This is a genomic window from Bordetella sp. N (assembly GCF_001433395.1).
Taxonomy (GTDB): domain Bacteria; phylum Pseudomonadota; class Gammaproteobacteria; order Burkholderiales; family Burkholderiaceae_B; genus Bordetella_C.
Map to the genome: position 1 here is coordinate 3,939,940 of NZ_CP013111.1, position 24,578 is coordinate 3,964,517.

Annotated in this window: 21 protein-coding genes, 1 tRNA gene and 1 other RNA gene; 8 read left to right on the forward strand and 15 right to left on the reverse strand. The window is 65.7% G+C overall.

All coding sequences use genetic code 11. The annotated features are described in order from the left end of the window. Positions 1-121: 121 nt before the first annotated feature. The 10 genes from ASB57_RS16785 to ASB57_RS16825 all read right to left on the reverse strand — a co-directional run bounded on the left by ASB57_RS16785 (position 122) and on the right by ASB57_RS16825 (position 9,337). Positions 122-643, reverse strand: a complete 522-nt coding sequence (locus ASB57_RS16785; RefSeq protein WP_057653257.1) for a carboxymuconolactone decarboxylase family protein — start codon at positions 641-643, stop codon at positions 122-124. 83 nt (positions 644-726) lie between these two features. Continuing rightward, positions 727-1,521: an ABC transporter permease gene (locus ASB57_RS16790; RefSeq protein WP_057653258.1), complete on the reverse strand. Its 795-nt coding sequence runs from the start codon at positions 1,519-1,521 to the stop codon at positions 727-729. A gap of 8 nt (positions 1,522-1,529) precedes the next feature. Continuing rightward, on the reverse strand, positions 1,530-2,339 hold the full coding sequence (locus tag ASB57_RS16795) for an ABC transporter ATP-binding protein (protein ID WP_057653259.1): 810 nt from the start codon (positions 2,337-2,339) through the stop codon (positions 1,530-1,532). Continuing rightward, positions 2,332-3,372 (reverse strand): ABC transporter substrate-binding protein, encoded by a 1,041-nt coding sequence (locus ASB57_RS16800; protein WP_057653260.1) that lies wholly within the window; start codon positions 3,370-3,372, stop codon positions 2,332-2,334. Before ASB57_RS16800 ends, ASB57_RS16795 begins: the two co-directional genes overlap by 8 nt. Beyond that, on the reverse strand, positions 3,369-4,646 hold the full coding sequence (locus ASB57_RS16805) for a CaiB/BaiF CoA-transferase family protein (RefSeq protein WP_057653261.1): 1,278 nt from the start codon (positions 4,644-4,646) through the stop codon (positions 3,369-3,371). Before ASB57_RS16805 ends, ASB57_RS16800 begins: the two co-directional genes overlap by 4 nt. A 101-nt stretch (positions 4,647-4,747) precedes the next feature. Beyond that, a complete protein-coding gene (recR, locus tag ASB57_RS16810) occupies positions 4,748-5,356 on the reverse strand; it encodes a recombination mediator RecR (protein ID WP_057653262.1) in 609 nt (202 codons plus the stop codon). A 13-nt stretch (positions 5,357-5,369) separates the two neighbouring features. Then, a complete protein-coding gene (locus ASB57_RS16815) occupies positions 5,370-5,696 on the reverse strand; it encodes a YbaB/EbfC family nucleoid-associated protein (RefSeq protein WP_057653263.1) in 327 nt (108 codons plus the stop codon). 56 nt (positions 5,697-5,752) lie between these two features. Continuing rightward, on the reverse strand, positions 5,753-8,134 hold the full coding sequence (locus tag ASB57_RS16820) for a DNA polymerase III subunit gamma/tau (RefSeq protein ID WP_057653264.1): 2,382 nt from the start codon (positions 8,132-8,134) through the stop codon (positions 5,753-5,755). A gap of 115 nt (positions 8,135-8,249) precedes the next feature. After that, an RNA gene (gene ffs, locus ASB57_RS30700) (signal recognition particle sRNA small type) lies at positions 8,250-8,347 on the reverse strand. A 111-nt stretch (positions 8,348-8,458) separates the two neighbouring features. Next, entirely contained in the window at positions 8,459-9,337 is an 879-nt protein-coding gene (locus ASB57_RS16825) for a hypothetical protein (RefSeq protein WP_057653265.1), read from the reverse strand. A 217-nt stretch (positions 9,338-9,554) separates the two neighbouring features. On the opposite strand from ASB57_RS16825, the gene vapB reads away from it, so the two are divergent. From vapB to ASB57_RS16845, 4 genes are all read left to right on the forward strand, one after another. Then, positions 9,555-9,791 (forward strand): type II toxin-antitoxin system VapB family antitoxin, encoded by a 237-nt coding sequence (vapB, locus tag ASB57_RS16830; protein ID WP_057653266.1) that lies wholly within the window; start codon positions 9,555-9,557, stop codon positions 9,789-9,791. Between the two features lie 201 nt (positions 9,792-9,992). Beyond that, positions 9,993-10,067, forward strand: a tRNA-Arg gene (locus tag ASB57_RS16835). A gap of 354 nt (positions 10,068-10,421) precedes the next feature. After that, a complete protein-coding gene (locus tag ASB57_RS16840; RefSeq protein WP_057653267.1) occupies positions 10,422-10,715 on the forward strand; it encodes a type II toxin-antitoxin system RelE/ParE family toxin in 294 nt (97 codons plus the stop codon). A 77-nt stretch (positions 10,716-10,792) separates the two neighbouring features. After that, entirely contained in the window at positions 10,793-11,095 is a 303-nt protein-coding gene (locus ASB57_RS16845; RefSeq protein WP_057653268.1) for an addiction module antidote protein, read from the forward strand. A gap of 94 nt (positions 11,096-11,189) precedes the next feature. Here ASB57_RS16845 and ASB57_RS16850 read toward each other — a convergent pair whose 3' ends face one another. Then, positions 11,190-12,152 carry a LysR family transcriptional regulator gene (locus ASB57_RS16850; protein WP_057653269.1) on the reverse strand — a complete coding sequence of 321 codons (963 nt, stop codon included), beginning with the start codon at positions 12,150-12,152 and terminating at the stop codon, positions 11,190-11,192. A 176-nt stretch (positions 12,153-12,328) separates the two neighbouring features. Between ASB57_RS16850 and ASB57_RS16855 the strand changes: the two genes are divergently transcribed. Further along, positions 12,329-13,312: a tripartite tricarboxylate transporter substrate binding protein gene (locus ASB57_RS16855; RefSeq protein ID WP_057653270.1), complete on the forward strand. Its 984-nt coding sequence runs from the start codon at positions 12,329-12,331 to the stop codon at positions 13,310-13,312. Between the two features lie 56 nt (positions 13,313-13,368). Here the strand turns inward: ASB57_RS16855 and ASB57_RS16860 are convergent, their stop codons facing one another. Then, positions 13,369-14,355, reverse strand: coding sequence for a tripartite tricarboxylate transporter substrate binding protein (locus ASB57_RS16860; RefSeq protein ID WP_197424740.1), 987 nt, complete (start codon positions 14,353-14,355; stop codon positions 13,369-13,371). Between the two features lie 144 nt (positions 14,356-14,499). On the opposite strand from ASB57_RS16860, the gene ASB57_RS16865 reads away from it, so the two are divergent. Continuing rightward, positions 14,500-15,447 (forward strand): LysR family transcriptional regulator, encoded by a 948-nt coding sequence (locus ASB57_RS16865; protein ID WP_057653272.1) that lies wholly within the window; start codon positions 14,500-14,502, stop codon positions 15,445-15,447. On the opposite strand, the gene ASB57_RS16870 is transcribed toward ASB57_RS16865, so the two are convergent. After that, entirely contained in the window at positions 15,444-17,153 is a 1,710-nt protein-coding gene (locus ASB57_RS16870; RefSeq protein ID WP_057653273.1) for a hydantoinase B/oxoprolinase family protein, read from the reverse strand. The genes ASB57_RS16865 and ASB57_RS16870 overlap by 4 nt on opposite strands. 20 nt (positions 17,154-17,173) lie before the next feature. Further along, complete coding sequence (locus ASB57_RS16875) at positions 17,174-19,210, reverse strand: hydantoinase/oxoprolinase family protein (RefSeq protein ID WP_057653274.1); 2,037 nt, start codon at positions 19,208-19,210, stop codon at positions 17,174-17,176. Positions 19,211-19,486: 276 nt separating this feature from the next. Between ASB57_RS16875 and ASB57_RS16880 the strand changes: the two genes are divergently transcribed. Beyond that, a complete protein-coding gene (locus tag ASB57_RS16880) occupies positions 19,487-22,453 on the forward strand; it encodes an HD domain-containing phosphohydrolase (protein WP_057653275.1) in 2,967 nt (988 codons plus the stop codon). 4 nt (positions 22,454-22,457) lie between these two features. On the opposite strand, the gene ASB57_RS16885 is transcribed toward ASB57_RS16880, so the two are convergent. Further along, entirely contained in the window at positions 22,458-23,390 is a 933-nt protein-coding gene (locus ASB57_RS16885; protein WP_057653276.1) for a LysR family transcriptional regulator, read from the reverse strand. A gap of 107 nt (positions 23,391-23,497) precedes the next feature. Here ASB57_RS16885 and ASB57_RS16890 point away from each other — a divergent pair, with 107 nt between their 5' ends. Next, positions 23,498-24,469: a tripartite tricarboxylate transporter substrate binding protein gene (locus tag ASB57_RS16890; RefSeq protein ID WP_057653277.1), complete on the forward strand. Its 972-nt coding sequence runs from the start codon at positions 23,498-23,500 to the stop codon at positions 24,467-24,469. Positions 24,470-24,578: the final 109 nt, after the last annotated feature.

Here is a 24,578-nt window from a genome sequence, read left to right on the forward strand (position 1 = left end):
ACCGCGGAGCCGGGTCCCCCGGTCCGCCGGTGTCGCCCCCTGGGGGGCCACGCGTAGCGTGGTACGGGGGGACCCACCCTTCGCCCCCTGGGGGGCCACGCGCAGCGTGGTACGGGGGGGCCTATTCATCGTGGGTGTGGACTTGTAAGGCTTCCAGGAAGCGGGAAACCATGTTGTAGGCCGCCACCGTGGCGGTCAGCTCCACCGTGTGGCGCTGGCCCAGCTCTGCCAGGACCGCGGCGAAGACGGCAGGGGGCACCTGCACCGTGCGGGTCATCGCATCCGCATACGCCAGGACGGCGCGCGCGCGTGCGTCGAACAGCGGGGAGTCCTGCCATCCCTCCAGCGCATCCAGCTGGGCCTGCGTGATGCCCTCTTTCAATGCGATGGGCGCATGCTGGTCCGCCTCGTAAGGCGCACCGTTCAGCCCCGCCACCCGCATGATGACCAGTTCCCGCAGATCCCCCGGCAAGGTGCTCAACTGCCGGATCGCGGTCAGGTAGTTCAACCACCCGCTGGCGACCGGCGGGCTGTGCAACAGCATCTGGTACAGCAGCAGCACGCTGCCGCGCTCGGCGACGATGCGTTCAACCAGGGGCTTGGCTTCTTCAGTGGTCAGGTCGGCGTACGGCAGTCGGGCCATGCTGGAATCCTATGAAAAATCCCCGCAAAGGTGCGGCCGAGAAAGGCGCACCGGGCGGGGATGGTTGCTACGAAAGAGGAATATCAGAGCTTTTCAGTTTCACCGGCGCGCGGTTGCCATTTCATCAGGCGCTTTTCCGCCAGCGTCACCAGGCCGTCCAGCACCAGCGCGAACACCGTCAGCACCACGATGCCGGCGAAGACCGTATTCACGTCGAGCGTGCCTTCCGCTTGCAGGATCAGGTAGCCGACACCACTGGCGGACCCCAGATACTCGCCCACCACGGCGCCCACGAAGGCCAGGCCCACGGACGTATGCAGGCTGGAGAACACCCAGCTGGTCGCCGACGGCAGATAGACGTGACGCAGCAATTGGCGGCGATCCGCGCCCAGCATGCGCGCATTGTCCAGCAAGGTGGTGCTGACTTCGCGCACGCCCTGGTAGACGTTAAAGAAGACGATGAAGAACACCAGCGTGACCGCCAGCGCCACCTTGGACCAGATGCCCAGGCCGAACCACATGCCGAAGATGGGCGCCAGGATGACGCGCGGCATCGAGTTCGCGGCCTTGATGTAGGGATCGAGGACCAGACTGGAGCCTTGCGACAGGCCCAACCACAAGCCGCAAGCCAGACCCGCCACCGTGCCGATGATGAAGGCCAGCACCGTTTCGGACAGGGTTACGCCCAGATGCTGGTAGATATCGGCGTCGGTGACGAACCAGGCCCACACGCGCTGCGCGACCTTGAGGGGCTCGCCGAAGAAAAAGGCGACGTTCTGGCTGCGCGAGGCAAGATGCCAGGCGAGCAACAGGATAATCAACAATGACAGCTGCCACGCGCGCAGCGTCTTGGAACCGGGTTTGATCATATTGGACATGAAGAGACCTACGCCCGTTTCTGCTGGGCGTAGCCCTTGAGGACTTCCTCGCGCAGCACATCCCAGATGGCGGCGTGCAACTCGACGAAGCGCGGGTGGGTACGCACCTCGGCAACGTCGCGCGGGCGCGGCAGGTCGATATGGAATTCACCGATCGGATGCGTGCCCGGCCCTGCCGACAGCACCACCACCCGGTCGCTCATGGCGATGGCCTCGTCAAGATCGTGCGTGATGAACAGCACGGCCTTGCGCTTGGCCATCCACAGATCCAGCACCTCGTTTTCCATCAGCTGGCGCGTCTGGATGTCGAGCGCGGAGAACGGCTCGTCCATGAGGATGATGTCGGGATCGCGTATCAAGGTCTGCGCGAGCATCACGCGCTTGCGCATGCCGCCCGACATCTGATGCGGAAAGCGATGCTCCGAACCGCCCAGGCCGACGCGGCGCAGCCATTCGCGCCCCCGTTCCTCGGCCTCGGCCATCGGCACATGGGCGAACTCCAGGCCCGCCTTGACGTTGTCCAGCGCATTGCGCCAGGGCAGCAAGGCTTCACCCTGGAACATATAGCCGGCACGGCGATTGATGCCCTTGAGAGGCTCGCCGAAGACCTTGATCTGGCCGGACGTGGGCGCCAGCAAGCCGGCCCCCACGTTCAACAAGGTGGACTTGCCGCAGCCCGTCGGGCCGACCACGGAGACGAATTCGCCGGGGGCGACGTTCAGCGTGGATTCCCGCACGGCGGTGTAGCGCTGCCCACCGCCCTCGCGGGAAATAAACGTGCAGGTGATGTTGTCCAGCGACAGTGCTGCTTCAGCCATTCGGATACTTCTCGTTGGCGCGCTTGGCGAATTCGTTGGTCCAGATCTTGGACGGGTCCACCTTGGACGCGTCGAAGTCCGGGATGAAGGCGGCCAGCGCCTTGACCGCGGTGGCGGCGCCATCCTCGGGGATGATGCCGTCCGGCGACAGGCCTTCCAGGCTGGCCTTCAGCGCCGCCTTGTAGACCTCCGGTTCGCCCAGCAGATAGTTCGCCGGCACGGTCTTGGCGATCTCGTCGATGCTGGCCTTCTGGATCCACTTGTCCGCTCGCACGATGGCGTTGGCCAGGGCCTGCACCGTGTTGGGATTGGCGTCGATGTAGCTCTGCGCGGTGTAGAGGGTACCGGCCGGCATGTTGCCGCCGAAGATGTCGCGCGTGTCCTTGAGCGTCCGCGTGTCGGCGATGATCTTCATGTCGCCGGCCGCCACCAGGGCGGTGACCACGGGGTCGGTATTGGACATGGCGTCGATCTGGCCCGAGCGCAGCGCCGTGATGGCGCCCGCGCCGGCGCCCACGCCGATGATGGACACGTCCGACGGCTTCAGGCCATGCTTGGCCAGGAAGAAGTTGACGACCATATTGGTCGACGAGCCCGGCGCCGTGACGCCGATCTTCTTGCCCTTCAGGTCGGCCGGCGACTTGTAGTTCGCCATGGTCTTGGTCGACACACCGAAACCGATCAGCGGGGCGCGGCCCTGCTGCACGAAGTTGCGGTAGAACTGGCCCTTGGACTGCAGGTTCAGCGCGTGCTCGAAAGCGCCCGACACCACGTCGGCGCTACCGCCCACCACGGCCTGCAAGGCCTTGGCACCGCCCGCGAAGTCGGCGATGGTGACGTCCAGGCCTTCTTCCTTGAAGTAGCCGCGCACTTCGGCGATGGTCAAGGGCAGGTAGTACACCAGTGCCTTGCCGCCGACAGCGATCGCCACCTTGGTCTTTTCGAGTTTCGCGGCCCGCGCGAAGGCGGGGGCCAGGCTCATGACGCCGGCCGAGCCGGCGAGTTTGAGCAGTTCACGGCGAGTGACTGTCATTTTTGTGTCTCCGTTGTTTGGTCCGCGGCCTGCGGACCACGAATTCCTATCGCGCCGGACCGGGCCAGCTCCGCGATTGTCGCGGAATCATACCCCAGCCCCTGCAGGACTTCCTCGGTATGTTCCCCTAAGTCGGGCCCCAACCAGCGCGTGCCGCCAGGCGTGGCGGACAATTTCGGGGTGACCGCCGGCAGCTTGACCGGCGTGCCGTCAGCGAATTGATGCTGTTCGATCATGGCGCGCGCGGCGAACTGGGGGTCGCTGAACATGTCGGCCACGCTGTAGATCTTGCCCACCGGCACATCGGCCTGGCGCAAGGTTTCCAGCGCGCCTTCGATCTGCTGGCCGTCGCACCACTGCTGGATGGCGCCGTCGATTTCCGCCACGCGGCGGGCGCGGCCGTCGTTGCGCGCCAGGTCCGGATCGGCGGCCAGGTCGGCGCGGCCGATGGCCTGCATCAGGCGCAGGAAGATGGCGTCGCCATTGCCGGCGATGACGATGTTCTGGCCGTCGGCGGTGGTGTAGGTATTGGACGGCACGATGCCCGGCAAGGCCCCGCCGGTGCGTTCGCGCACCACGCCGGCGACGTCGTACTCGGGCACCAGGCTTTCCATCATGTTGAAGACGGATTCGTAGAGCGCCACGTCGACCATCTGGCCTTGGCCGCCCTTCTGGCCATCCCAGCGGCCGCCCGTGGCATCCCGATGGCGCAGCGCCATCATGGCGCCGACCACGCCGTGCAGCGCCGCGATCGAATCGCCGATGGAGATGCCGACGCGGACCGGGGGACGGTCCGGATGGCCGGATACGTAGCGCAGCCCGCCCATCGACTCGCCGATGGCGCCGAAGCCCGGCATGTCGCGCATCGGGCCGGTCTGGCCGTAGCCCGACAGGCGCACCATGATGGTGGCGGGATTGAGCGCGCGCAGCTGTTCGTAGCCCAGCCCCCACTTTTCCAGCACGCCGGGGCGGTAGTTCTCGACGATGATGTCGGCTTCGAGCGCCAGGCGCAGGGCAATGTCGCGCGCCCGCTCGTCCTTCAGGTTCAGGGCAATCGAGCGCTTGTTGCGCGCCTGCACCGTCCACCACAGCGAATTGCCTTCGTGCAGATGGCGCCAGGAACGGATGGGGTCGCCACCGCCCTTGCCGTCGGGGCCGGCGGGGGTTTCCACCTTGATGACGTCGGCGCCGAACTCACCGAACATGCGGGCAGCAAAAGGGCCCGCGATAAGCGTGCCCAGTTCGAGGACTTTCAATCCAGCCAAGGCTGACATCCTGGCGTCTCCTAATGTTCTTATGTATCGCGGGCTGCCGTAGTGCGTGCTGCCTTCGCAAGGCTGTCGCGCTGCCCGCGGGCTCTGTGGCCCTTATGCGGTCAGGCTGACTTGCGTTCCATCAATGCCCAGGCGATGGTGCCGGCGTCGACGTATTCCAGCTCGCTGCCGGCGGGTACGCCACGCGCCAGGCGCGTCACCGACAAGCCCCGTTCACGCAGCGCTTCGCCGAGGAAGTGCGCGGTGGTCTCGCCTTCAGCGGTGAAGTTGGTGGCCAGGATGACCTCCGTCACCACCCCGTCGCCGGCGCGCTTGAGCACGCGGTCGAAATCCAGCTCACGCGGCCCCACGCCTTCCAGCGGCGCGACCCGTCCCATCAGCACGTAGTACAGGCCGCGGTAGCCGTGGCTGGACTCGATCATGTTCTGATCGGCCGGGGTCTCGACGATGCAGAGCTGCGACGGATCACGCCGGGGATTGGCGCAGGTCGCGCAGATCTCGTCTTCGGAGAAGCTGTTGCAGCGGGCGCAATGGCGCAGATTCTGCGTGGCGCCGGACAAAGCGCGGCCCAGCAGTTCGGCCCCTTGCAGATCGTGCTGCAACAGGTGATAGGCCATGCGGCGCGCCGACCGCACGCCGACGCCGGGCAGGCGCCGCAGCGCCTCGATCAGCGCCAGCAGCGGTTCGGGTTCAGGCAGCAAGGGCTCCATGCGACTCCGGGTATCAGAAGGGGAACTTCATGCCCGGGGGCATGGGCATGCCGGCCGTCACGCCAGCCATCTTTTCCTGGCTGGTGGCTTCGGCCTTGCGCAGCGCGTCGTTGAACGCGGCGGCGACCAGGTCTTCCAGCATGTCCTTGTCATCGCCCAGCAGGCTGGGGTCGATGTTCACGCGCTTGACGTCGTGGCGGCAGGACATCGTTACCTTGACCAGACCGCCACCCGCGGCGCCTTCGACCAGGATGTCGGCCAGGGCTTCCTGGGCCTTCTTCATGTTTTCCTGCATTTGCTGCGCCTGGCGCATCAAACCGGCCAATTGTCCTTTCATCATGATGGGATGTCCTTCTCAAAAATTGGATGACTGAATGACTCGGGCGGCGGCGCGAATCACGCCGCGGCCGCCAGCGGCGGTTCGATGGCCCGGATGGAGCCGGGCACGATCTTGCCGCCGAAATTATCGACCAGCGCCTGCACGAAGGGGTCGGCCACGGCCGCTTCCTCCGCGGCGTGCTGCCGCGCGGCGCGTTCCTGCTGGGCGACGGCGTGGGCCGTGCCGTCGCCGGTAACGCCGAATTCGACCTCCAGGCGCAGGGCCTGGCCAAAGTGTTCGCACAGGACGGTTTGCAGGCGCAGCTTGCTGGCGCTGTCGACCAGCGTGCGCACTGCAAGGCGCAGGCGCACCAGGTCGCCCTGCAGGCCGGCCCATTCGCTTTGGCGCGCCACTTCGGCCGCCAGACCGGTCACCGGCAGCTTGGCCGCCAAGGCGGGCCAGGAGTCGGCGTCCATTTTGTCCAGGCGCGGGGCCCGGTTGGCACGGTTGCCGCCTGCGGCCGCCGGCGCGCGGTTGGGCGCGGGGCGACGGGGCGCGATGTCCGCGGGCATGGCGCCGGTGCTGAGCGTTTCGAAACCGTCGTCGTCGGCATCGGCGCTGGCGATGAAGCCGTCATCGTTGCCGGCATAAGCGCCCTCGCCCGAGTAGCCGCCCTGGGCGTCATCGGGGATGACCTCGTCGACCCAGGATGGGGGGCCGTCGGGGGTGGGGGCTTGCTGTTGGGCAGCGGGGGCTTGCTGACCAGCCGATGCTTGTCGGGCAGCCGGCGCAACATCTTGCGCATCCAACGCCGGAGTAGCCGGGGCGGCCGGGGCGCTTGCCGAGGCCACGGCGTCCGCATCATCCCAGGGCGGCGGCGCGCTGCCTGCAACTTGCGTATCGACGCGCGCGGTACGATCCGGCGCCGGCGCAGCGGGCGCCGGGCTGGGCACAGGCACAGGCGCAGCCGTGGCTACGGGTGCCGCCGGGGCGGCGGGCGCAGCAGTGGGCGCTACCGAAGCGCTCGCTTGAGTCTGATCGGAAGGGGTGTCGGCCCGCGCGGCGGCGGCGGTCGCAGCCGGCTCGACAGGAGCCGGCGCGGCCGAACCTGCCGCAGCGGACGGCGTCGCAACTGCTGCAACAGCGGCGGCAGGCGCAGGCGCTGCATTGCCCGCGCCACCGGCGGCAGGCGCTGCGGCGACAGTCCCAGCAGCGGGCGCGGAACCTGCCGCAACAGTCGCTCCAGCCGAAGCCGTCGCAGCGGCAACCGGCGTGGGCACCGCCGCGGCAGCGGCAGGCGCGGGGGCAGCAGCAGTGTTACCCGGCGCGGCCAGCGTGCCGCGCGTCGGCGGCGGCATGGTCTGCGGCGGGCCAGCTTCGCCGCTCAAGGACAACATCCGCAGGCAGGCCATGACGAAGCCGGCGTACTCATCCGGCGCCAGGGCCAGCTCCTGGCGGCTATGCACCGCCACGGAATAGAACAATTGCACCGCGTCGCCGTGCAAGGTCCCGGCCAGGCGCGCCACGTCGGCGGCCAGGGGATCGTCGGCCGGCGTGGCCCCGCGCACTCTTTGCTCGATGGCCACCCGCGACAGCAATACCGCCAGGTCCGCCAGCGCACCGCCATAGGACAAACCGCGCGTGGCCAGTTCGTCGGCCACGGCCAGCACTGCCAGCGCATCGCCGTTGCCCAGCGCATCGAGCAGCCGCACCAGGTGCCGCTGGTCGATGGTGCCGAGCATGCCGCGCACGGCTTCCTCGGTGAGGTTGCCGGCGCTATAGGCGATAGCCTGGTCCGTCAGGGACAGGGCGTCGCGCATCGAACCGGACGCCGCCTGGGCGATCAGACGCAGGGCCGGCACTTCGGCGGCGACCTGCTCTTCGCCCAGCACATGCGTCAAATGGCCGACGATGGCGTCGGGCGGCATCTGTTTCAGGTTGAATTGCAGGCAGCGCGACAGCACGGTCACCGGGATTTTCTGGGGATCGGTGGTCGCGATAATGAATTTGACGTGCGGCGGCGGCTCTTCCAGCGTCTTCAACATCGCGTTGAAGGCGTGGCCGGTCAGCATGTGCACTTCGTCGATCATGTAGACCTTGAAGCGCCCCGCGCCCGGCGCGTAGACCGCCTGCTCCAGCAGCTGCGTCATCTCGTCGACGCCGCGGTTGGACGCCGCGTCCAGCTCCAGATAGTCGACGAAGCGGCCGGCATCGATTTCCGTGCAAGCCCGGCAGACGCCACAGGGCTTGGAGGTGATGCCGATTTCACAATTGAGCGATTTCGCCAGGATGCGCGACAGCGTGGTCTTGCCGACGCCCCGCGTACCGGTGAACAGCCAGGCGTGATGCAGTCGCTGCGTATCCAGCGCGTGCGTCAGCGCGCGCACCACGTGGTCCTGCCCCACCAGGGTGTCGAAGGATCGGGGCCGCCACTTGCGAGCCAATACGAGATAGGTCATGCGCGGATTGTAGAGCCTGCCGGATTAAACACGGACCTGAAATACAAAAGGACGGGCCACGATGAACACGACGCTTTGACACGCGGTTTCATCATGGCCCGTCCCTGGGGAATTCGTTGACGAGCCTTACTCCGGCACTGATCCTAAACGACTATGGCTGCTTCGTTCCCGACCTGACCAGGTTCACCGCCGAACCATGCGAAGGGGCCCGTCAAAGCGAATTCTAGCAGATCGGCGCGATGCCCATTTGGGGCCGCGCCCCAAGGCCACGCCGGCCCCCTACCCTTCGACGTCGCCCGGGGGGTTACTCCGATGTCGGGCTGCTCAAGCGTAGGGCGCCGTTGCACTCAGGTCTGGCAGGTAACCCTCGGAGAAGCGCAGCCTGGGCGTGGGATCGGGCTGCGACGCCCAGGCCTGGATGAGCACCCCATAGGTGTCTCCCACTGGGGCCCTGGCCTGAGTCAGGCTCAAGTTCGGCAGTGGCTTGATGAAGACCGACGAGGGGTCCAGACCGCGCGTGATGAGCGCTTCCTTGATCAGATGGGCCGTCAACAGATAGGCCCGGCTCAGGCGGCCCAGAGAGATGCCATCTTCTTCGATCATCGGCGAGACGATGCTTATCTCCACCCGGGTGACACCGGTTTCGCGGAAATCACGAACGGCGTGGTCCAGGCGCCGGACGGTGCCCGCGTCGATGGGCTGGGTGCCGTCGGGCAGGGATTTCAGCAGGACCGGTGGGAGTGCCCATAAGCCGCGGGCGCGGCGTGGCGGCTCGGGCAGCATGCCGGCCACCCGCACCTCCAACGCGCCGGCCTTTCCGGGATCGCCGGGCGGGGGCTGGTCGGGCGAATAATCGGCAACCACACGAATCTCCCCTCGTTTGATGCCCTTGTTGACCAGATACTGCGCCAGCGCCCTGGCCGGCGCCGCGGCTTCCGCAAAATAGACCATGCCGACGCGGTGGATCACTTCAATGCGTTTAAGGACGAGCTTACCCATGTGGACGACCAGATCGTCCAGGTGGGTGCGCAGGTCTTCATCGAAGGCAGCCGTCGTTGGCGGCACGGATTCAAAGTCGTCATAAATGATAAAGACCGGCGGCATCGCCGCATACCAGGCAGGCAGGTCTTCCGCGTCGGCGAAATCGGGAGCGGGGTCCTTGCTGCTTACCGCCGCAAGCCTGGGCACGCTCGTATCGACCAATACAACGTCCGCCTCCGGCGTCGCAAAAAAAGAAGCCGTCCCGTGGGGGACGGATGTGTTTATGTTGGGCATTGATGTGAGTGGCGGAAGGCGGGAGAGCGTTCCCTGAGCGCGTCACGTACCGGTCAGGACGAGGATTCGCCCGATAAGTAGGATTGATATAAGACCATCCGCGCGTAGGATGACGCGTTCATGCGAGCGAACATGAGGGCTAACTATGCAACTCACCAAACTTTTCAGGACCGGCGACTCACAGGCCGTCTGTATTCCTGCGGAGCTTGCGTACGACAGGACGGACATCGAACTCGAGATAGAGCGTATCGGTGACGAGATCCGCATCCGGCCAGTTCGTCGCTCCTTTGCCGGCGTGCTCGAAGTGTTCGCGCGGTTCTCGCCTGATTTCGTTGGCGAGGGACGTGGGGACCAGATTCAGGCGGAGCGGGAAAAGCTCTGATAAGGCGCTACGCGCTTCCTGGCACCCGCTGCCTCGGCAAGAGCTCTCCTGGCCTGCTGAGCGATTAGCTTGAGGCTGAGGATCTGCCCAAGGCTTCCGCGAAAATTCTGAAACGAGGGTGGCGGCTGCCTGGATAGCTGCCTCAATGTTAGAATCTTGCTCCTTCCTGGCCCGGCCTTCGCCGTGCCCGCTGCTCAGCGACTCGCCGTAGTTAAACGGATATAACCGGCCCCTCCTAAGGGTCAATTGGTGGTTCGATTCCACCCGGCGAGGCCAAACCGCTCCCTCGATTAAGCGCGCTATAGGCGCAAGTGGCGCCCCTTCGAAAAAGAAGCGCATTACGGGTAATTCGGACAATTGTTGCATTGCGACCGCATCACGGCGACCGACCGCCTCCACGTCTTCCAGCTCTCCGGCACCATCGCGAACACGCGCAGCAGCGGCAGGGGAACATGCTCCGATCCTCACCGGACCCATGCAAGCGCGTCGCCGCGAGCTCGGCCGCCTCGTGTCGCTAGCGCGTATCCGGAAGGCTACATTTTTCTTGCCCGAACGTAGCCCACTGGCTACAATTGGAACTCTTCATGGCCGAATGGCAGCAGACCACGTCAATTCGTGGGAAGCGAGGACATGAGAGAGTTAGTAAGTACCAAAGAGTTCGATGATTTCGAAGCAAATCTGAAGGACATGTCAGGACGCGCACGTATCCAGGCGCGGATTCAGCGGCTGGCGGCGGGAAACCCCGGTAGTTATAGGAACCTGAAGCATGGGGTGTCGGAGCTCAAGATCGATGTGGGTCCTGGCTATCGGGTGTACTACACGCTGCGGCAAGACGGTTCCATTGTGATTTTGCTCGCGGGGGGCGACAAGTCTACGCAGGATGGAGACATCGAACGAGCGTACAAGCTGGTGTCCCAGCTTTAGACCTCACGCACCTGGAAATCATACGTATCGCAGTGCGGGTGCGTCGCTTAGCGCTCCCAAGTAAAGGAGTTGTGAACATGACTAAATTAGCGACACAGAAGTACGACATCGCCGAAAGACTTCGCACGCCGGAAGAAATGGCTGCTTATCTGGAGGCTTGCATCCTGGAAAGCGACGGAGATGCCAGCTTTATCGCGAAGGCGCTTGGCGATATCGCCCGGGCCCAAGGGATGACAAAAATTGCTCGCGAAACCGGCCTATCTCGCGAGAGCCTTTATAAAGCGCTATCTGGTGAACGCTCGCCAGATTTCGCAACGATCCTCAAGGTCACACGGGCCTTGGGAATTGCTTTGCACGCACAGGCTCATCAAGCAGCCTGAATCAAGTCGAAATTTCACGTCGTGCACGTCAGTCTAGCGAGTAATCAGCCCCGTATCTGAGCGCGCACACAAGTTGTGGCACTCAACTCGGTCATCACGCACCGGGGCCGTCAGTCCCAACGTCAGGCCGAATTTCCTTGCTCATCCATTCACACAACACCCGGACAGCCAGCGATGGCGTGTCCGAACGCCAGAGGATGCCCAGGGGCCGCAGCGGTTCCACCCTTTCGGTGTCGAGCAGACAAAAGCGGCCGCTGGAGACAAGGGCTGCCACCAGGCTATGGGGCAGCACCACCAGGGCGTCGCTCTCCGCGACGATGGTGACGATGGCGGACAGGGAGCTGGTGGTGACGTTGAGCCGCTCCGGCTGGCGTCCGGCGCGGGCGAACCAGCTCTCGAACACCGTACGGCTGGTCATGCTGGCCGGGAAGGTCAGCCATTTCTCCTGCGCCAGCGTGTCGATGGTGAGCTGCTTCCTGCCCGCCAGGCGGTGGCCGCTGCGCGCGACCACCGCAGCGCGGTCGGGCAATAGCGGGATGAAGGCATAGCCTTCCGGATAGGGGTGCGACTGGCGGGTGAAAAGCACGTCCAGGGTGCCGGCGCTGAGGTCTTCCATCAGCGCCGCGGTCTCGTCTTCATGCAGGTGCATGCTGATGTGGGGGTGGCTGTCGGCGAAGCGCGCCAGCACGCTCATGATCGGGCCCTGGCAGGCGGCCGGCAGCGCGCCGATATGGATCACCCCAGCCGTGCCGGTGCGCAAGTCGACCACAGAGCTGGCGGTCGCCTGCACCAGGCGCAACATGCTGCGCAGGGTGGGCAGCAGCGTATGGCAGGCGGCCGTCGGGCGCATCCCGCGGGCATGGCGCTCGAACAGGACGATTTCCAGCAGGGCTTCCACATCCCCCAGGAATTTCACGACGCTGGGCTGGCTGATGCCAGCCTCCGCGGCCACTTTATGCGTATTGCCCAACTCGGCCGTCAGCACGATCAACTGCATCTGACGGACTCGAAGCTTGGCCACCATGCGGTTAACGAGGGTGGCGGGGGAATTGATCATTACTTGTGATTCCGGGGGCGAGCGATAGCTTTTTTGAATCGGAGGGCAGGTTTTGGTTTTGCCCAGGGGGCGAAAGGCGGGCAAGCTACCGCGCTTGCCGATATTGGTGCGCGTTGGCGCCAACCAGCTGGGTATTGGGTCACATTTTCACCAAAAAGAACCTTCAGGGGATTTACATGCCTTACCGCAACACCTTGCGGCGCGCCTTCCTGGCCGCCGCCGTCGCAACCATGGCCACGGCAACGTGTGCGCACGCGGCGGACAGCTTTCCCACGCAACGGATCACGATGATAGTGCCGTTTCCGGCCGGCGGCGGGTCCGACGGCGTGGCGCGCTACCTTAGCGAACCCATGGCGAAGATCCTTGGACAGCCCGTCGTCATCGAGAACCTGGGTGGCAACGCCGGCGCCGTGGGCGCGGCCAAGGTGCTCCGGGAAAAAGCCGATGGCTACACCATCATGCTGGGCTCGGTGAACGAAACGGTGCTGCTGCCCATCGTCAACTCGGCGGTCCCGTACAAGTATTCCGATTTCACGGCCGTCGGCAAGGTCGGCAGCACGCCGTTCATGGTGATCGGCCGCAAGGACCTGGCGGCGAAGTCCTTCGACGACCTGATCGCGCTGGCCCGCAAGCAGCCGGGCAAGCTGAGTTTCGGCAGCACGGGGGTCGGCTCCTACCAGCAGATCGTCATGGAACAGATCATGAAGCTGGCCGGCGTGTCGATGTTGCACGTGCCGTATCGCGGCGCCGCGCCGTTGATGACGGACCTGCTGGGCGGTCAGATCGATCTGGGCGTGGCGCTGCCGTCCGTGGTGCTGCCACAGGCTCGCCAGGGCGCCATCAAGGCGTTTGGCGTCACCGGCCAGGCGCGCGACCCGTCCGCGCCTGAAGTTCCGGCGATCAGCGAGAGCCAGTCGATCAAGAATCTGGACTTCAGCTTCTGGTTCGGCGTATTCGCGCCCAAGAACATGCCCGAGGACCGCCGCGCCAAGCTCGCGGCCGCCCTGGAGCAGGTCTTGCAGGACCCGAAGGTCAAGCAGCAGCTGGAAACCGCTGGTCTGACGGTCGCCCAGCCCGCCGAGCAGAAGGATTTCGCGGGCTTCATGAAGCAGGAAGACCAGAAACTGCGCGCCATCGCCAGCGGGATCAAGCTCGACTGATCGGGACGAACCGCGTAGCGCGGTTCGCGCATTGCGATTCGCGTATTCCGGTTCGCTTATTGCGGTTCGAAACCCGAAATCTCCACCACGTGCTTCCACTTGGCGTAGTCCGTGCGCATCTGCGCCGCCAACTGGGCAGGACCGGTGCCCGCGACCTGTATGCCTTGCTGCAACAGGAAGGCCTTCATGTCCGGACGCTGGAGCACGTGGTCGATGCGGTCGGCGATGCGTTGCTGCATGTCCGGGGCCAGACCCGACGGACCATAGATCGCGAACCAGATGATGGCTTCGAAGTTCTTGATGCCCAGTTCATCCACCGTCGGCACGTCCGGCATCAGCGGCGAGCGCGTCAGCGAGGTCACGGCCAGCGCGCGCATGCGACCGTTCTTGACGGGCTCCAGGGACGTCATGATGACGTCCAGCATCATGTCCACATGGCCGCCCAGCGCATCGACCAGGGCCGGACCGCTGCCCTTGTAGGGGATGTGGTTCAGCTTGATGCCGGCTTCGGCCGCGAAATACTCGGCACCCAGGTGGCTGGACGTGCCGGGGCCGCCCGACGCGTAAGTGATGCGGCCGGGCTTGGACTTGGCCAGGGCGATGAATTCCGGCAGCGTCTTGGCCGGCACCTGCGGATTGACGACGATAAGGTCAGGGATGGTGCCTATCATCGTGACCGGCGTGAAGTCCTTGAAGATGTCGTAAGGCAGCGACTTGAACACGCTTGGATGCATGGCATGCGTGGAGATCGTGCCGATCATCAGGGTATACCCGTCCGGCTTCTGACGCGTGATCCACGACGCGCCGACCAGGCCGCCACCGCCCACGCGGTTTTCCACGATCATCGGCTGGCCGGTTTCCTTGCCCAGTTCATCGGCCACGCGCCGCATCACCAGATCCGTGGAGCCGCCCACCGCGAACGGCACGATGAAGTGCACGGGCCGATCCGGCCATTGCGCCGCCGGGTCCTGCGCCTGGGCGGTGCTGCCACAGAAGGCCGCGGCCAACGCCAGCGCCACGCCAAATATTCCCCTTGTGCTCATGATTGAGATCCTTCTCATCGAGTCATAGTAAAAAGACAATGGATGCGGGCTCGTTCGCGCGAGACACCTGCTCCAGGGACATGGTACGAACAAGCGCTGGCCTGCCCCACATAGTGATATTTATGGACCTATAGATCAGACACGATGCAGTCCGTGGACTTACACCTCTTGCCGCATTTCGACGCCCTGATTTCCCTGCGCAGCGTGTCCAAGGCCGCCGCCCAACTAGGGATTACCCAGCCCGCGATGAGTTCGGCCTTGAGCCGGCTGCGCCACCTGTTCGGCGATCCCTTGCTGATACGCCATGGCAACGCACTCAAGCCGACGGAGCGTGCCCTGCGCCTGCACCGCGAATTCAGGCCCTTGCTCGAAGCGTGGCGCAGCGAAACGCTGGCCGGTGCTGCCTTCGATCCTGCCGCGGCTCACAAGAGCTTCAATCTCTACGCCAGCGACTACATCCAGTTCGTCGCGCTGCCCAGCCTGGTGGCGCGCCTGCGCCAGGCCGCGCCCGGGATCCGGCTGCGGGTGTTGCCGCCCACCTTGCACGGCGGTCAGGACATGTTGGCGCAGAACCATATCGAGCTTTATATCGGCCATTACCCGACCCCGCCGGACAGCTTGCGCGCCTCCTTCCTGTTCGAGGAGAGCGCCTGTTGCCTGGTACGCGCCGGCCATCCGCTGCTGGCGCGGCCGTGGGACCTGGACACTTTCCTGGACCATGAACATCTGGACGCCAACGGTCACGCCGGCTACTTCAACACGCAGCTCGACGCGGCGCTGACCGAGCAGGGCCGCCACCGTCGCGTCGCCATGGTCCTGTCCAGCTATCTGGCCGTGCCTTTCGTGCTGCGCGATTCCGACCTGATCGCCACCTTGCCTGCCAGCATGGCGGGTGCGCTGGCGCCCTTGAGCGGGACGGTGGTACTGCCCGCGCCCTTGCCCTTGCCGCGCCTGCGCATCTCGATGTTCTGGCATGAGCGGCATCAGGCCGATCCCGCGCATGCCTGGCTGCGCCGCTTCATCCTGCAGGACGTTCTGGCGGGCATTCCTGCCGCCCGCCAGGTTCAGGGAAGCGCATCGACGGCGGTCTAACCCTTCAGGTCGCGCAGCTGCGCGGCGTAGTTCTCCTGCGCCCAGCCGCTTGAAATCACGTCATCAGCCAGATCGTCGGCGACGTCTTCGGAGGTGCGTTCCCCGGCGTGTCCCAGGCCACCGCCACCGGACGTTTCCATGCGCACGCTCTGGCCCGCGCGCAGGGAGATGGCCGCGGGCTTGGACGACAGGTCGCGCACCGTGCCGTCCGCTTCACGCAGCTCCAGGCGGGCACGGCGGCCCGGTCCGGCGCCCAGCGCGCCAGACGCCTGGCCCACCGTGTGGGAGTCCGCCCGCGCCGTGAACACGATGCCGTCCACCAGGCTGCGGATCTGCCGTGCCAGGCCCATGCCGCCGCGCTGGCGGCCGGCGCCGCCGGAGTCCCGCACGTAGGCGTACTCATCGACGCGCAGGGGATATTCGTTTTCCAGGGCCTCGACCGGCAGGTTGGAGGAGTTGGTCATGTGCACGTGGATGCCGTCCATGCCGTCGGCATCGGCCGTGGCGCCGGAACCACCGCCGATCGATTCCAGATAGACGAACTCGCCCGCGCGGCCGCGATTGCTGCCGGAGAACACGATCGCCGGGCAGACGTCATTGCCCGCGCCCATCACGCGGCTGTCCGGCAGCACGCCGCGGAAGGCACCGAAGATGGCGCCCGCCACTTTCTGCGCGGTCAGCGAGCGCGCGCCCACGGCGCCCGGCAGCGCGGGATTGACGATGCTCGCGGGCGGAAGGCGGATCTCCAGGGGCTCGAACAGGCCTTCGTTGGCGGCCAGGGCCGGGTCCAGCAGGGCCTTCACCGCGTAGTAGACGCAGGCGTTAAGCGCATTCACCGGCAGGTTCATGGCGCCGCGCGCCTGCGGCCCCGTACCCGCGAAATCGAAGATCAGGCGGTCGCCCGCCACGGTGACGGACACGCGCACCGGCACCGGATCGCCGTCGCCCAGGCCGTCGTCATCCAGCCAGTTCTCGAAACTGTAAGTGCCTTGCTTGAGCGCCGCGATGCGCATGCGCAGGCGGTTGCGGGTGTACACGATGACGTCGTCGACCGCGGCCAGCGTCTTGTCCAGGCCCATCTGGGCGATCAAGCCGTGCATGGCGGCCGCGCCGCGCGCGTTGGTGGCGATCTGCACCTTCAGGTCCAGGGCGCGCTCTTCGGGGTCGCGGGTATTGTTGGCGATCAGGTTCAGCAGGTCTTCGTCCAGCTGCCCGGCGCGCACGATGCGGATCACCGGCAGGCGCAGGCCTTCGGCGTAGATGGACCGCAGGTTGCCGGCGATCGACCCGGCCACCACGCCGCCAAAATCGGAGTGATGGCCCACGTTGGCGGCGAAGAACACCAGCTTGCCGTCATGGAAGACCGGCGTCACCACGTTGACGTCGGGCAGGTGGCTGCCGGCGGCCAGATATGGGTCATTGCAGATGTAGGCGTCGCCGTCCTGGATGCCCGCCACGCCGTAGCGGTCGAGCACGCTCTTGACGGCGCCGTTCAGCGAGCCCAGGTGCAGCGGAATCTGCGTGCCCTGGACCACCAGGCGGCCGCGGGCGTCGAACAACGCCACCGAGCAGTCCTTGCGTTCCTTGATGTTGGTCGAGAACGAGGAGCGCACGAGCGTGTTGTTCATGTCCTCGGTGATCGACAGCAGGCGGTTGTTGAAGACCTCCATTTCGATGGGGTCGCGTACGGCTTCCAGTTGATTCATTCCTGTCCCCTGCTGATCGTTCAAGCGAGATTGATGATGAGATTGCCGTAGGCGTCGACCGTCATGGCGTGGCCGGGTTCGAGCACCGTGGTGGAGCTCATTTCCTCGATGACGGCCGGCCCGTCGACGCGCGCGCCCGGTGTCAGGCTGCTGCGGTGGTAGACCGGTGAGCTCAGCCAGCCGTGGCCGTCGCCGAACCAGATGTCGCGGTGGCCGCGCGGCTGGTTGTCGCCGGTGGCGTCCAGGGGCGCCAGCGGGGCCTTGGCGATGGTGCCGACGGCCTTCATGCGGCAGTTGATGATTTCGATGGGCCGCGAGGGCACGTCGTAGCCGTATTCCCTGCGGTGCGCTTCGTGGAAGTCGGCGGTGAAACGGGTCAGAGCGGCTTCGTCGAGGCCTTCGACGGGCACCTGCACTTCGAAGTTCTGGCCGACGTAGCGGGCGTCGATCTGGCTGACGTAGCGTCGTTGCGCGTCGGGCACCTGTTCTTCGTCGAGCCAGGCGGCGGCCGCGCCTTTCAATTCGTCAAAGCGTGCCAGGACGCGCGGCCAGGTTTCAGCGCTGACCAGCGAGATATCGCTGACGACGAAGTCGAAGGAGATGTCGGTAAGCAGGATGCCGCGGGCGCACATATTGCCCGGCTCCTGCGGCACGATGACGGTGGGGATGCCGCATTCGCGCGCCACGCCCAGGGCGTGCAGCGGACCCGCGCCGCCGAAGGCCATGAGGGCGAAGTTCGACAGGTCGTGGCCGCGTTCGGTGGAAACGGCCCGGATGGCCCGGCTCATATTGGCGTTGGCGATGCGGATGATGCCTTCGGCGGCCGCTTCCACGCTCAGGCCCAGCTTGTCGGCCACTTGCGTGCGCAGGGCCTGCTTGGCGGCGTCCGCGTAGATAGGCATCTTGCCGTCCAGGACGCTTTCCGGATTCAGGCGGTGCAGCGAGATCTGTGCGTCGGTGATGGTCGGCTGCTGGCCGCCACGGCCGTAGCCTACGGGGCCGGGCACCGCGCCCGCGCTTTCCGGGCCGACCTTGAGCGAGCCGGCATCGTCCATCCAGGTCAGGCTGCCGCCGCCGGCGCCGATGACGTGGATGTCGACCATGGGTGTTTTCACGGGATAGCCCGCCACGTTGCGGCTGGCGCTGAACATGGCCTGGCCATTGGCGATGAGCGATACGTCGGTGCTGGTGCCGCCGACGTCGAAGGTCACCAGATTGGGGTAACCGATGACGCGGCCCATGGTGGCCGCGCCGACCACGCCGGCGGCGGGGCCGGACAGGCAGGTCTTGACCGGGAAGCGGCGGACCGCTTCGACCGACATCAGGCCGCCGTTGGAGTGGATGGTGTAGGGCTCCTGCGGCACGCCAGCTTCCTTGATGCGGGCCAGGAAGTTGGCCAGGTAGCTTTCCATGCGCGGACCCACCTTGGCGTTGAGCACCGTGGTGGAGAAGCGTTCGTACTCGCGGAATTCCGGCAGCACTTCGCTGGACAGGCAGATATAGGCGTCGGGCAGGATTTCGCGGACGATGTCGCGGGTGCGCTGTTCGTGCGTGTGATTGCGGTAGGCGTGCAGGTAGCAGATCGCGATGGATTCGACGCCGTCGGCTTTCAATTCCTCGGCGGCGCGGCGCACGTCGTCTTCGTTCAGGGGTTCGAGCACCGCGCCTGACGCTTCGATGCGTTCGCGGACTTCCTTGCGCCAGCGGCGGGGGGCCAGGGGTTCGGGCTTGCGCACGCCGTAGTCGAAGTTGTGGGGACGGGTCTGGCGGCCGATGTCCAGGATGTCGCGAAAGCCGCGGGTGGTGATCAGCGCGCAGCGCGCGCCCTTGCGTTCGATGACCAGGTTGGTCGCCACCGTGGTGCCGTGGCCGATATGGCGGATCTGGGCCGGATCGAGGCGGTTGTCCGCCATCAGTTCCACCACGCCGCGATGGATGGCTTCGGACGGATCGTGGGGGGTCGAGGGGACCTTATGGAAAATCGTCCGGCCGCTTTCGCCGTGCACCAGCACCAGATCGGTAAATGTACCGCCTACGTCGACGCCAATTCTATACATGCCTGCTCCCGTGCAGATTGCTCGTAGATGCAGCCATGGTAGGCAGCGACCCGCCCCGCGGCCAGACGGCGTGGCTCTATGGGGGCATACAGTCGCGTTTATGAGTGGGTGGGGGCTGCTTTTGGGGCAGCCGCCATACGAGGCTCAAACCTGCCCCCGACGTCCCCGCCTCCCTGCCCGCAAAAAATCCACGATTCCACGCCCTGCCCTTCAGTAATATTAAATGCAACGTATTGTCGCTATTATTGACAGGATATCTTGGGACGAGGTCTTTGTATGGCGGTATCGAAGCGAATAAGCACCGCCCGGCAGGGCCGGCGTCTGGGCACGCATCTGGCACTGGTCTTCGGCGCCACGGTGCTGGTGGCCGTGCTTGGACTGGTCTTTCATGTCCACCGCCAGGTCAGCGGCATGGTCGAGGATGCGTCCCAGACCCTGTTCGACCACATGGCGAACGAAAGCCGCAGCCAGATCAACAAGAGCATCAGCGCGGCTGACAGCGTGCTGCAGGCGTTCGCCGCAGACCCGCAAGCGGACGATTTCGCCACCGCGAACCAGCCCGCCTTCATCGAAAGACTGAGCGTCCTGCTGCGCTCGTCGCCTTTCCTGTCCGCCTTCTACGTCGGCTATGACGATGGCGGCTTCGTCCTGCTGCGGCGCCTGACCTCCCCCGCCGCCCGCCAGGCCCTGGCCGCGCCTGCCACGGCCAGCTATTTCCTGGAGATCGTGCAGGGCGCCAAGATGGATCTGTCCTTCCTGGACGCCGGCTTGAGAACCGTCGGCAAGGCCGCCGCGCCGCCTACGCCGTACGATCCCCGCACGCGCGATTGGTACCAGGCCGCGCGAGGCGCCAAGGAATCCATCCTGACCGATCCTTATTGGTTTTTCGTCACGAACGAACGCGGCGTCACGGTAGCGCGCGCCCTGGACTCCGGCCACGGCGTGGTGGGCGCGGACCTGGGGCTGGCCGACCTGTCGCAAGCGCTGCTGCAAATGAAGGACACGGCGTCCACGGCCCTGTTGCTGCTCAACGACCACAACGAAGTGCTGGCCAGCAGCGTGCCCCTGGCGCTGGACGGGGGCAATCAGGCCGATGCCAACGCCGTCGAGCCACGCGCCAACGACGCCAGGCCGTCCTGGCCCGCCGCCTCCGTCGCGCCGGACATGCTGGCGTTTACCAAGGACGCCACGGCCGGCCACGCCAAGGTGGGCACCATCACCCTTCAGGACACGAACTGGGTCATCCGGTCGGCCCCGCTGCAATCGGGTCCCTGGCGCTTCCGCATTGTCAAGGCCACGCCGTCCAACGAGATGCTCGCCGGCGCGCGCGACCTGGTATCCGTGCTGATGTGGCTGGGCGTCGCCGTGGCCATCATCGCGATGATCGTGGTACGGATCGCGTCGCGCAGCATCAGCCAGCCCCTGGCCCAACTGGCCCAGGACGCCGAGCGCATCCAGCGCTTCCAGTTCACGCCGCCACCGGCCGAGGCGCAGACGTCCGTGCGCGAAATCAAGAGCCTGTCGCAGTCGATGCGCAAGGCCAGTATCACCATCCAGCGTTTCATCGAGATCGGCCATGCGCTGGCTTCCGAGCGCGACCCCGTGCGGCTGAAGCACCGCCTGTTGCTGGAAACCATACGCGTCGCGGACGCCGACGGCGGGGTGCTGCTGATGACGGCGGATGGCGGCGACACGCTGTCCATCATCGACCGCGACGTACCCCCGGATGCCACGCAATCGCGCCCGATCGCCCGCCAGGATATCGACGCCCATGTCCTGCAGGCGCTTACTGCGAAGAAGGTCACGCATTTCGATCACACGGAGCACGCGCTGCCGCCCTTCCTGGCCGGCCTGGTCGACAAGAGACCGCTGGCGCCCACGCAGGTGTTCCGCTTCTGGATCGTGCCGCTGCGCAATCATTCCGACGAGGTGATCGGTGCCCTGATCCTGGCGGCCCGCATCCAGACCGGCGCGGCGCCTGACGCCAGCGTGGACCTGGTCAGCGCGCTGGCCGGCACGGCGGCGATGACCATCGAGATGACGCGGCTGTTGAAGGACCGCAAGTCCCTGCTCGATGCCGTGATCCGCATGATCGCCAACTCGATCGACGCCAAGTCGCCCTACACCAGCGGCCATTGCAATCGGGTGCCCCTGCTCACCACGGCCCTGGTCGAGGTCGCCAGCCAGTCCCGCAGCGCGCCCTTCGCGAACTTCAATCCCAGCGAGGAAGAATGGGAGGCGATCCGCGTGGCCAGCTGGCTGCACGACTGCGGCAAGCTGGTCACCGCCGAATACATCGTCGACAAGGCGACCAAGCTGGAGACCATCTACGATCGCATCCATGAAATCCGCATGCGCTTCGAACTGCTCAAGGCCGATGCCTGGACCGCCTATTGGCGCGGCAAGGCCGAAGGCGGCGCCGAGCAGGATCTGGCCACGGCGCGCGACGAAACAATGGCTCGGCTCGACGCCGATTTTGCTTTCGTGGCCATGTGCAATGAGGGCGGCGAGACGATGGCGGACGAACACCTGGAGCGCCTGCGCGCAATAGGCGAACGCACGTGGACGCGCACGCTCGACGACAGACTGGGAGTATCGCGCGACGAGCTCGCGCGCAAGGCACGCACACCCGCGGCCGCGCTGCCGGCCCGGGAAAAACTGCTGGACGATCGCCCCGACCATCTGATCGCGCATCACCCCAGCCTGCTCAATGAACTCGGTGCCAAGGCGGGCTTCACCCTGCAACGTCCGCAACATCGTTTGAATCAGGGCGAGCGCTACAACCTGTCGATCGGCCGCGGCACCTTGACCGCCGAGGAACGCTACCTGATCAACCAGCACATCAAGCACACCATCGTGATGCTGGAAGACCTGCCGCTGACCGGCACCCTGCGCCACGTACCGGAATACGCCGGCGGCCATCACGAAAAAATGGACGGCACGGGCTACCCGCGCGGACTACGCCGCGACGACATGAGCGTGGTGGCACGCATCATGGCCATCGCGGACGTATTCGAAGCGCTGACCGCCGCCGACCGTCCCTACAAGAAAGGCAAGAAACTGAGCGAGGCGATACGCATCATGGGCGCCATGAAGCGCGACCGCCACCTGGACCCCGACCTGCTCGACCTGTTCCTGACATCGGACGTGTGGCGCGACTACGCGCATGATCACATGAATGCCGACCAGGTCGATGAACCGGACATCGCGGCGGTGCTGGCGATCACGGTTGCCGCCGCCTAGCGTTTCAACGCTCGGCCGGGCGACCGGCGGAAGCCAGCGCCAAAGCGTGTTGCACGGCTTCGAGCCAGGCCTGCTGCGGACGATCTTCGGCCTCCACCTGGCGCGTCACCACGCCCAGTTCGAATACCGGACCGCCCTTGGGCAGCGGCCAGACGTCGACGGGATAGATGTCGGTCAAGCGCCGATCGATCAATTGCAGAACGGAAAAGCCCAGTCCGGCGCTGACCATGGCGACGATGGCGGCGGCGCTGCCCAGCTCGACCAGGCTGCGCTTGCCCGGCACCAGTTGCTGGACATAGCGGGTGGCCATGGTGCCGGTGGTAGTGGCGCGGTCGTAACGCACCCAGTCCATGGCGCGCATGCGGTTGGTGAGTTCGACCGTGCCCAATGCCCGATGCGCCGTTTCGCGCGCGCCCGCCTTGCGGCCGGGCGGCGCGATGAAGACCAGGGACTGCGAAGCCAGCGGCGTCCAGTGCAGGCCCGCCCGCAGGCCACGCTGGGGCCGCGCGACGATGGCGGCATCGAGGCCGCCGGCCTTCACTTCTTCGGTGAGCTGCACGCTGGTGCCGCGTTGCGGCGCGATGGTCAGACGCGGATGATATTCGCGCAGATGGAGCATCGCGGCCGGCAGCAGTATGGGCTGCAAGGCTTCGATGACGCCCACCCGCAGATGCCCTTCCACCACGATGCTGGGTCGCCGCCGCAAAGCCTCCAGCATGTTCAAGGCCGGGCTCATGGTTTCGACCAATTCCAGCGCGGCGGGCCGCGGCCGCACGTGCTGGCCCGAGCGATCGAACAGCGGTTTGCCCACATACTGTTCCAGCTGCTTCATCTGCATGCTCACCGCGCTGGGCGTCATGTGCCGGACGTGCGCCGCCGCCGCGAACGTGCCCTCGGCGATCACCGCGGCCAAGGTCTGGAAGGCTTCGAGTTTCATCAGAAAATTTGATCTTTATCAGCAAATTAAGTCACTTTTTATGCTAGTCGACAAAACCTAGACTGACCAGGAGGAAAGAAGAAAAACCGTATTCTCTGGAGACAACAATGAATCGTCGTGGATTCCTGGCGACCACCTTGCCCACCCTGCTCGCCTGTAGCGCGCTGCCGCGCCTGGCCAGCGCCGCGGACCTGGCATCGACACTGCGCCTGGAAGTCGGCGCGCCGCCCGGGGGAGGCACCGACTTCGTCGCCCGTTCCCTGGCCATGGGCATGACCGCCGAACTCAAGCGCACCCTGGTCGTCGAAAACAAACCTGGCGCCGGCGGCAACATCGCCGCCAATGCGGTGGCGCAGGCCACTGGCGACGCAAGCACGCTGCTGATGGCCTACACCAGCTTCGCGATCAACCCCAGCATCCAGGACAACCTGCCCTACGACCCGGTGCGCAGCTTCACGCCCATCAGCCTGGCCGCCACGTCACCGCTGATCCTGGTCTGCCATCCCGATCTGCCGGTCAAGAACACCGCCGAATTGCTGGACTACGCACGCAAGCATCCGAAGGAATTGAGCATCGCCGGCGCCGGCCTGGGCAGCGCCAGCCAGATGGCCGGGGAAATGTTCAAGGTCCAGGCCAAGCTGGATATCGTCAGCGTGCCTTACAAGGGCGCCGCGCCGGCGGTCCAGGACATCCTGGGCAAGCAGGTCCACCTGCTGATGTCGGACATGGCGACCGTGCAGCCGCTGCTGCGCAGCGGCCGGCTCAAGCCATTGGGTGTCAGCACCCCTGAGCCTCTGGCGGCCTACCCGAATGTGCCGCCCATCAGCCAGGTGTTGCCGGATTTCAACTACCGCACCTGGTATGGGCTGTTTGCCCCCGGCGGCATCCCCGAGGACCAGGCCAAGGCCCTGGAGCAAGCCGCCAGCGCCAGCATCAAGCATCCGGATATCGCCCAGCGCCTGAAACAGGAAGGACTGGACCCCGTCGGCAGCAGCCGGGCGGAATTCACGGCCTTCATCCAGGCCGAAATGAAGCGCTGGAAAGCCGTCGCCACCGCTACCGGCGTCCGCATGGGCTGAAGCGCCCTGGAATGACCTTCCGCGCTGGCCGCGCCCGCGGCCAGCGCGTTACAAAAGCGGGTTGAACCAAACCTCCGTCTTTACAGACGAAATCCCCACCTCATCGTGC

What these genes read in the sequence shown, in the direction of transcription:
- ASB57_RS16785 (WP_057653257.1), bottom strand. Translation starts at nt 643, where the DNA reads ATGGCCCGACTGCCGTACGCCGACCTGACCACTGAAGAAGCCAAGCCC.
- ASB57_RS16790 (WP_057653258.1), bottom strand. Translation starts at nt 1,521, where the DNA reads ATGTCCAATATGATCAAACCCGGTTCCAAGACGCTGCGCGCGTGGCAG.
- ASB57_RS16795 (WP_057653259.1), bottom strand. Translation starts at nt 2,339, where the DNA reads ATGGCTGAAGCAGCACTGTCGCTGGACAACATCACCTGCACGTTTATT.
- ASB57_RS16800 (WP_057653260.1), bottom strand. Translation starts at nt 3,372, where the DNA reads ATGACAGTCACTCGCCGTGAACTGCTCAAACTCGCCGGCTCGGCCGGC.
- ASB57_RS16805 (WP_057653261.1), bottom strand. Translation starts at nt 4,646, where the DNA reads ATGTCAGCCTTGGCTGGATTGAAAGTCCTCGAACTGGGCACGCTTATC.
- recR (WP_057653262.1), bottom strand. Translation starts at nt 5,356, where the DNA reads ATGGAGCCCTTGCTGCCTGAACCCGAACCGCTGCTGGCGCTGATCGAG.
- ASB57_RS16815 (WP_057653263.1), bottom strand. Translation starts at nt 5,696, where the DNA reads ATGATGAAAGGACAATTGGCCGGTTTGATGCGCCAGGCGCAGCAAATG.
- ASB57_RS16820 (WP_057653264.1), bottom strand. Translation starts at nt 8,134, where the DNA reads ATGACCTATCTCGTATTGGCTCGCAAGTGGCGGCCCCGATCCTTCGAC.
- vapB (WP_057653266.1), top strand. Translation starts at nt 9,555, where the DNA reads ATGCAACTCACCAAACTTTTCAGGACCGGCGACTCACAGGCCGTCTGT.
- ASB57_RS16840 (WP_057653267.1), top strand. Translation starts at nt 10,422, where the DNA reads ATGAGAGAGTTAGTAAGTACCAAAGAGTTCGATGATTTCGAAGCAAAT.
- ASB57_RS16845 (WP_057653268.1), top strand. Translation starts at nt 10,793, where the DNA reads ATGACTAAATTAGCGACACAGAAGTACGACATCGCCGAAAGACTTCGC.
- ASB57_RS16850 (WP_057653269.1), bottom strand. Translation starts at nt 12,152, where the DNA reads ATGATCAATTCCCCCGCCACCCTCGTTAACCGCATGGTGGCCAAGCTT.
- ASB57_RS16855 (WP_057653270.1), top strand. Translation starts at nt 12,329, where the DNA reads ATGCCTTACCGCAACACCTTGCGGCGCGCCTTCCTGGCCGCCGCCGTC.
- ASB57_RS16860 (WP_197424740.1), bottom strand. Translation starts at nt 14,355, where the DNA reads ATGAGCACAAGGGGAATATTTGGCGTGGCGCTGGCGTTGGCCGCGGCC.
- ASB57_RS16865 (WP_057653272.1), top strand. Translation starts at nt 14,500, where the DNA reads ATGCAGTCCGTGGACTTACACCTCTTGCCGCATTTCGACGCCCTGATT.
- ASB57_RS16870 (WP_057653273.1), bottom strand. Translation starts at nt 17,153, where the DNA reads ATGAATCAACTGGAAGCCGTACGCGACCCCATCGAAATGGAGGTCTTC.
- ASB57_RS16875 (WP_057653274.1), bottom strand. Translation starts at nt 19,210, where the DNA reads ATGTATAGAATTGGCGTCGACGTAGGCGGTACATTTACCGATCTGGTG.
- ASB57_RS16880 (WP_057653275.1), top strand. Translation starts at nt 19,487, where the DNA reads ATGGCGGTATCGAAGCGAATAAGCACCGCCCGGCAGGGCCGGCGTCTG.
- ASB57_RS16885 (WP_057653276.1), bottom strand. Translation starts at nt 23,390, where the DNA reads ATGAAACTCGAAGCCTTCCAGACCTTGGCCGCGGTGATCGCCGAGGGC.
- ASB57_RS16890 (WP_057653277.1), top strand. Translation starts at nt 23,498, where the DNA reads ATGAATCGTCGTGGATTCCTGGCGACCACCTTGCCCACCCTGCTCGCC.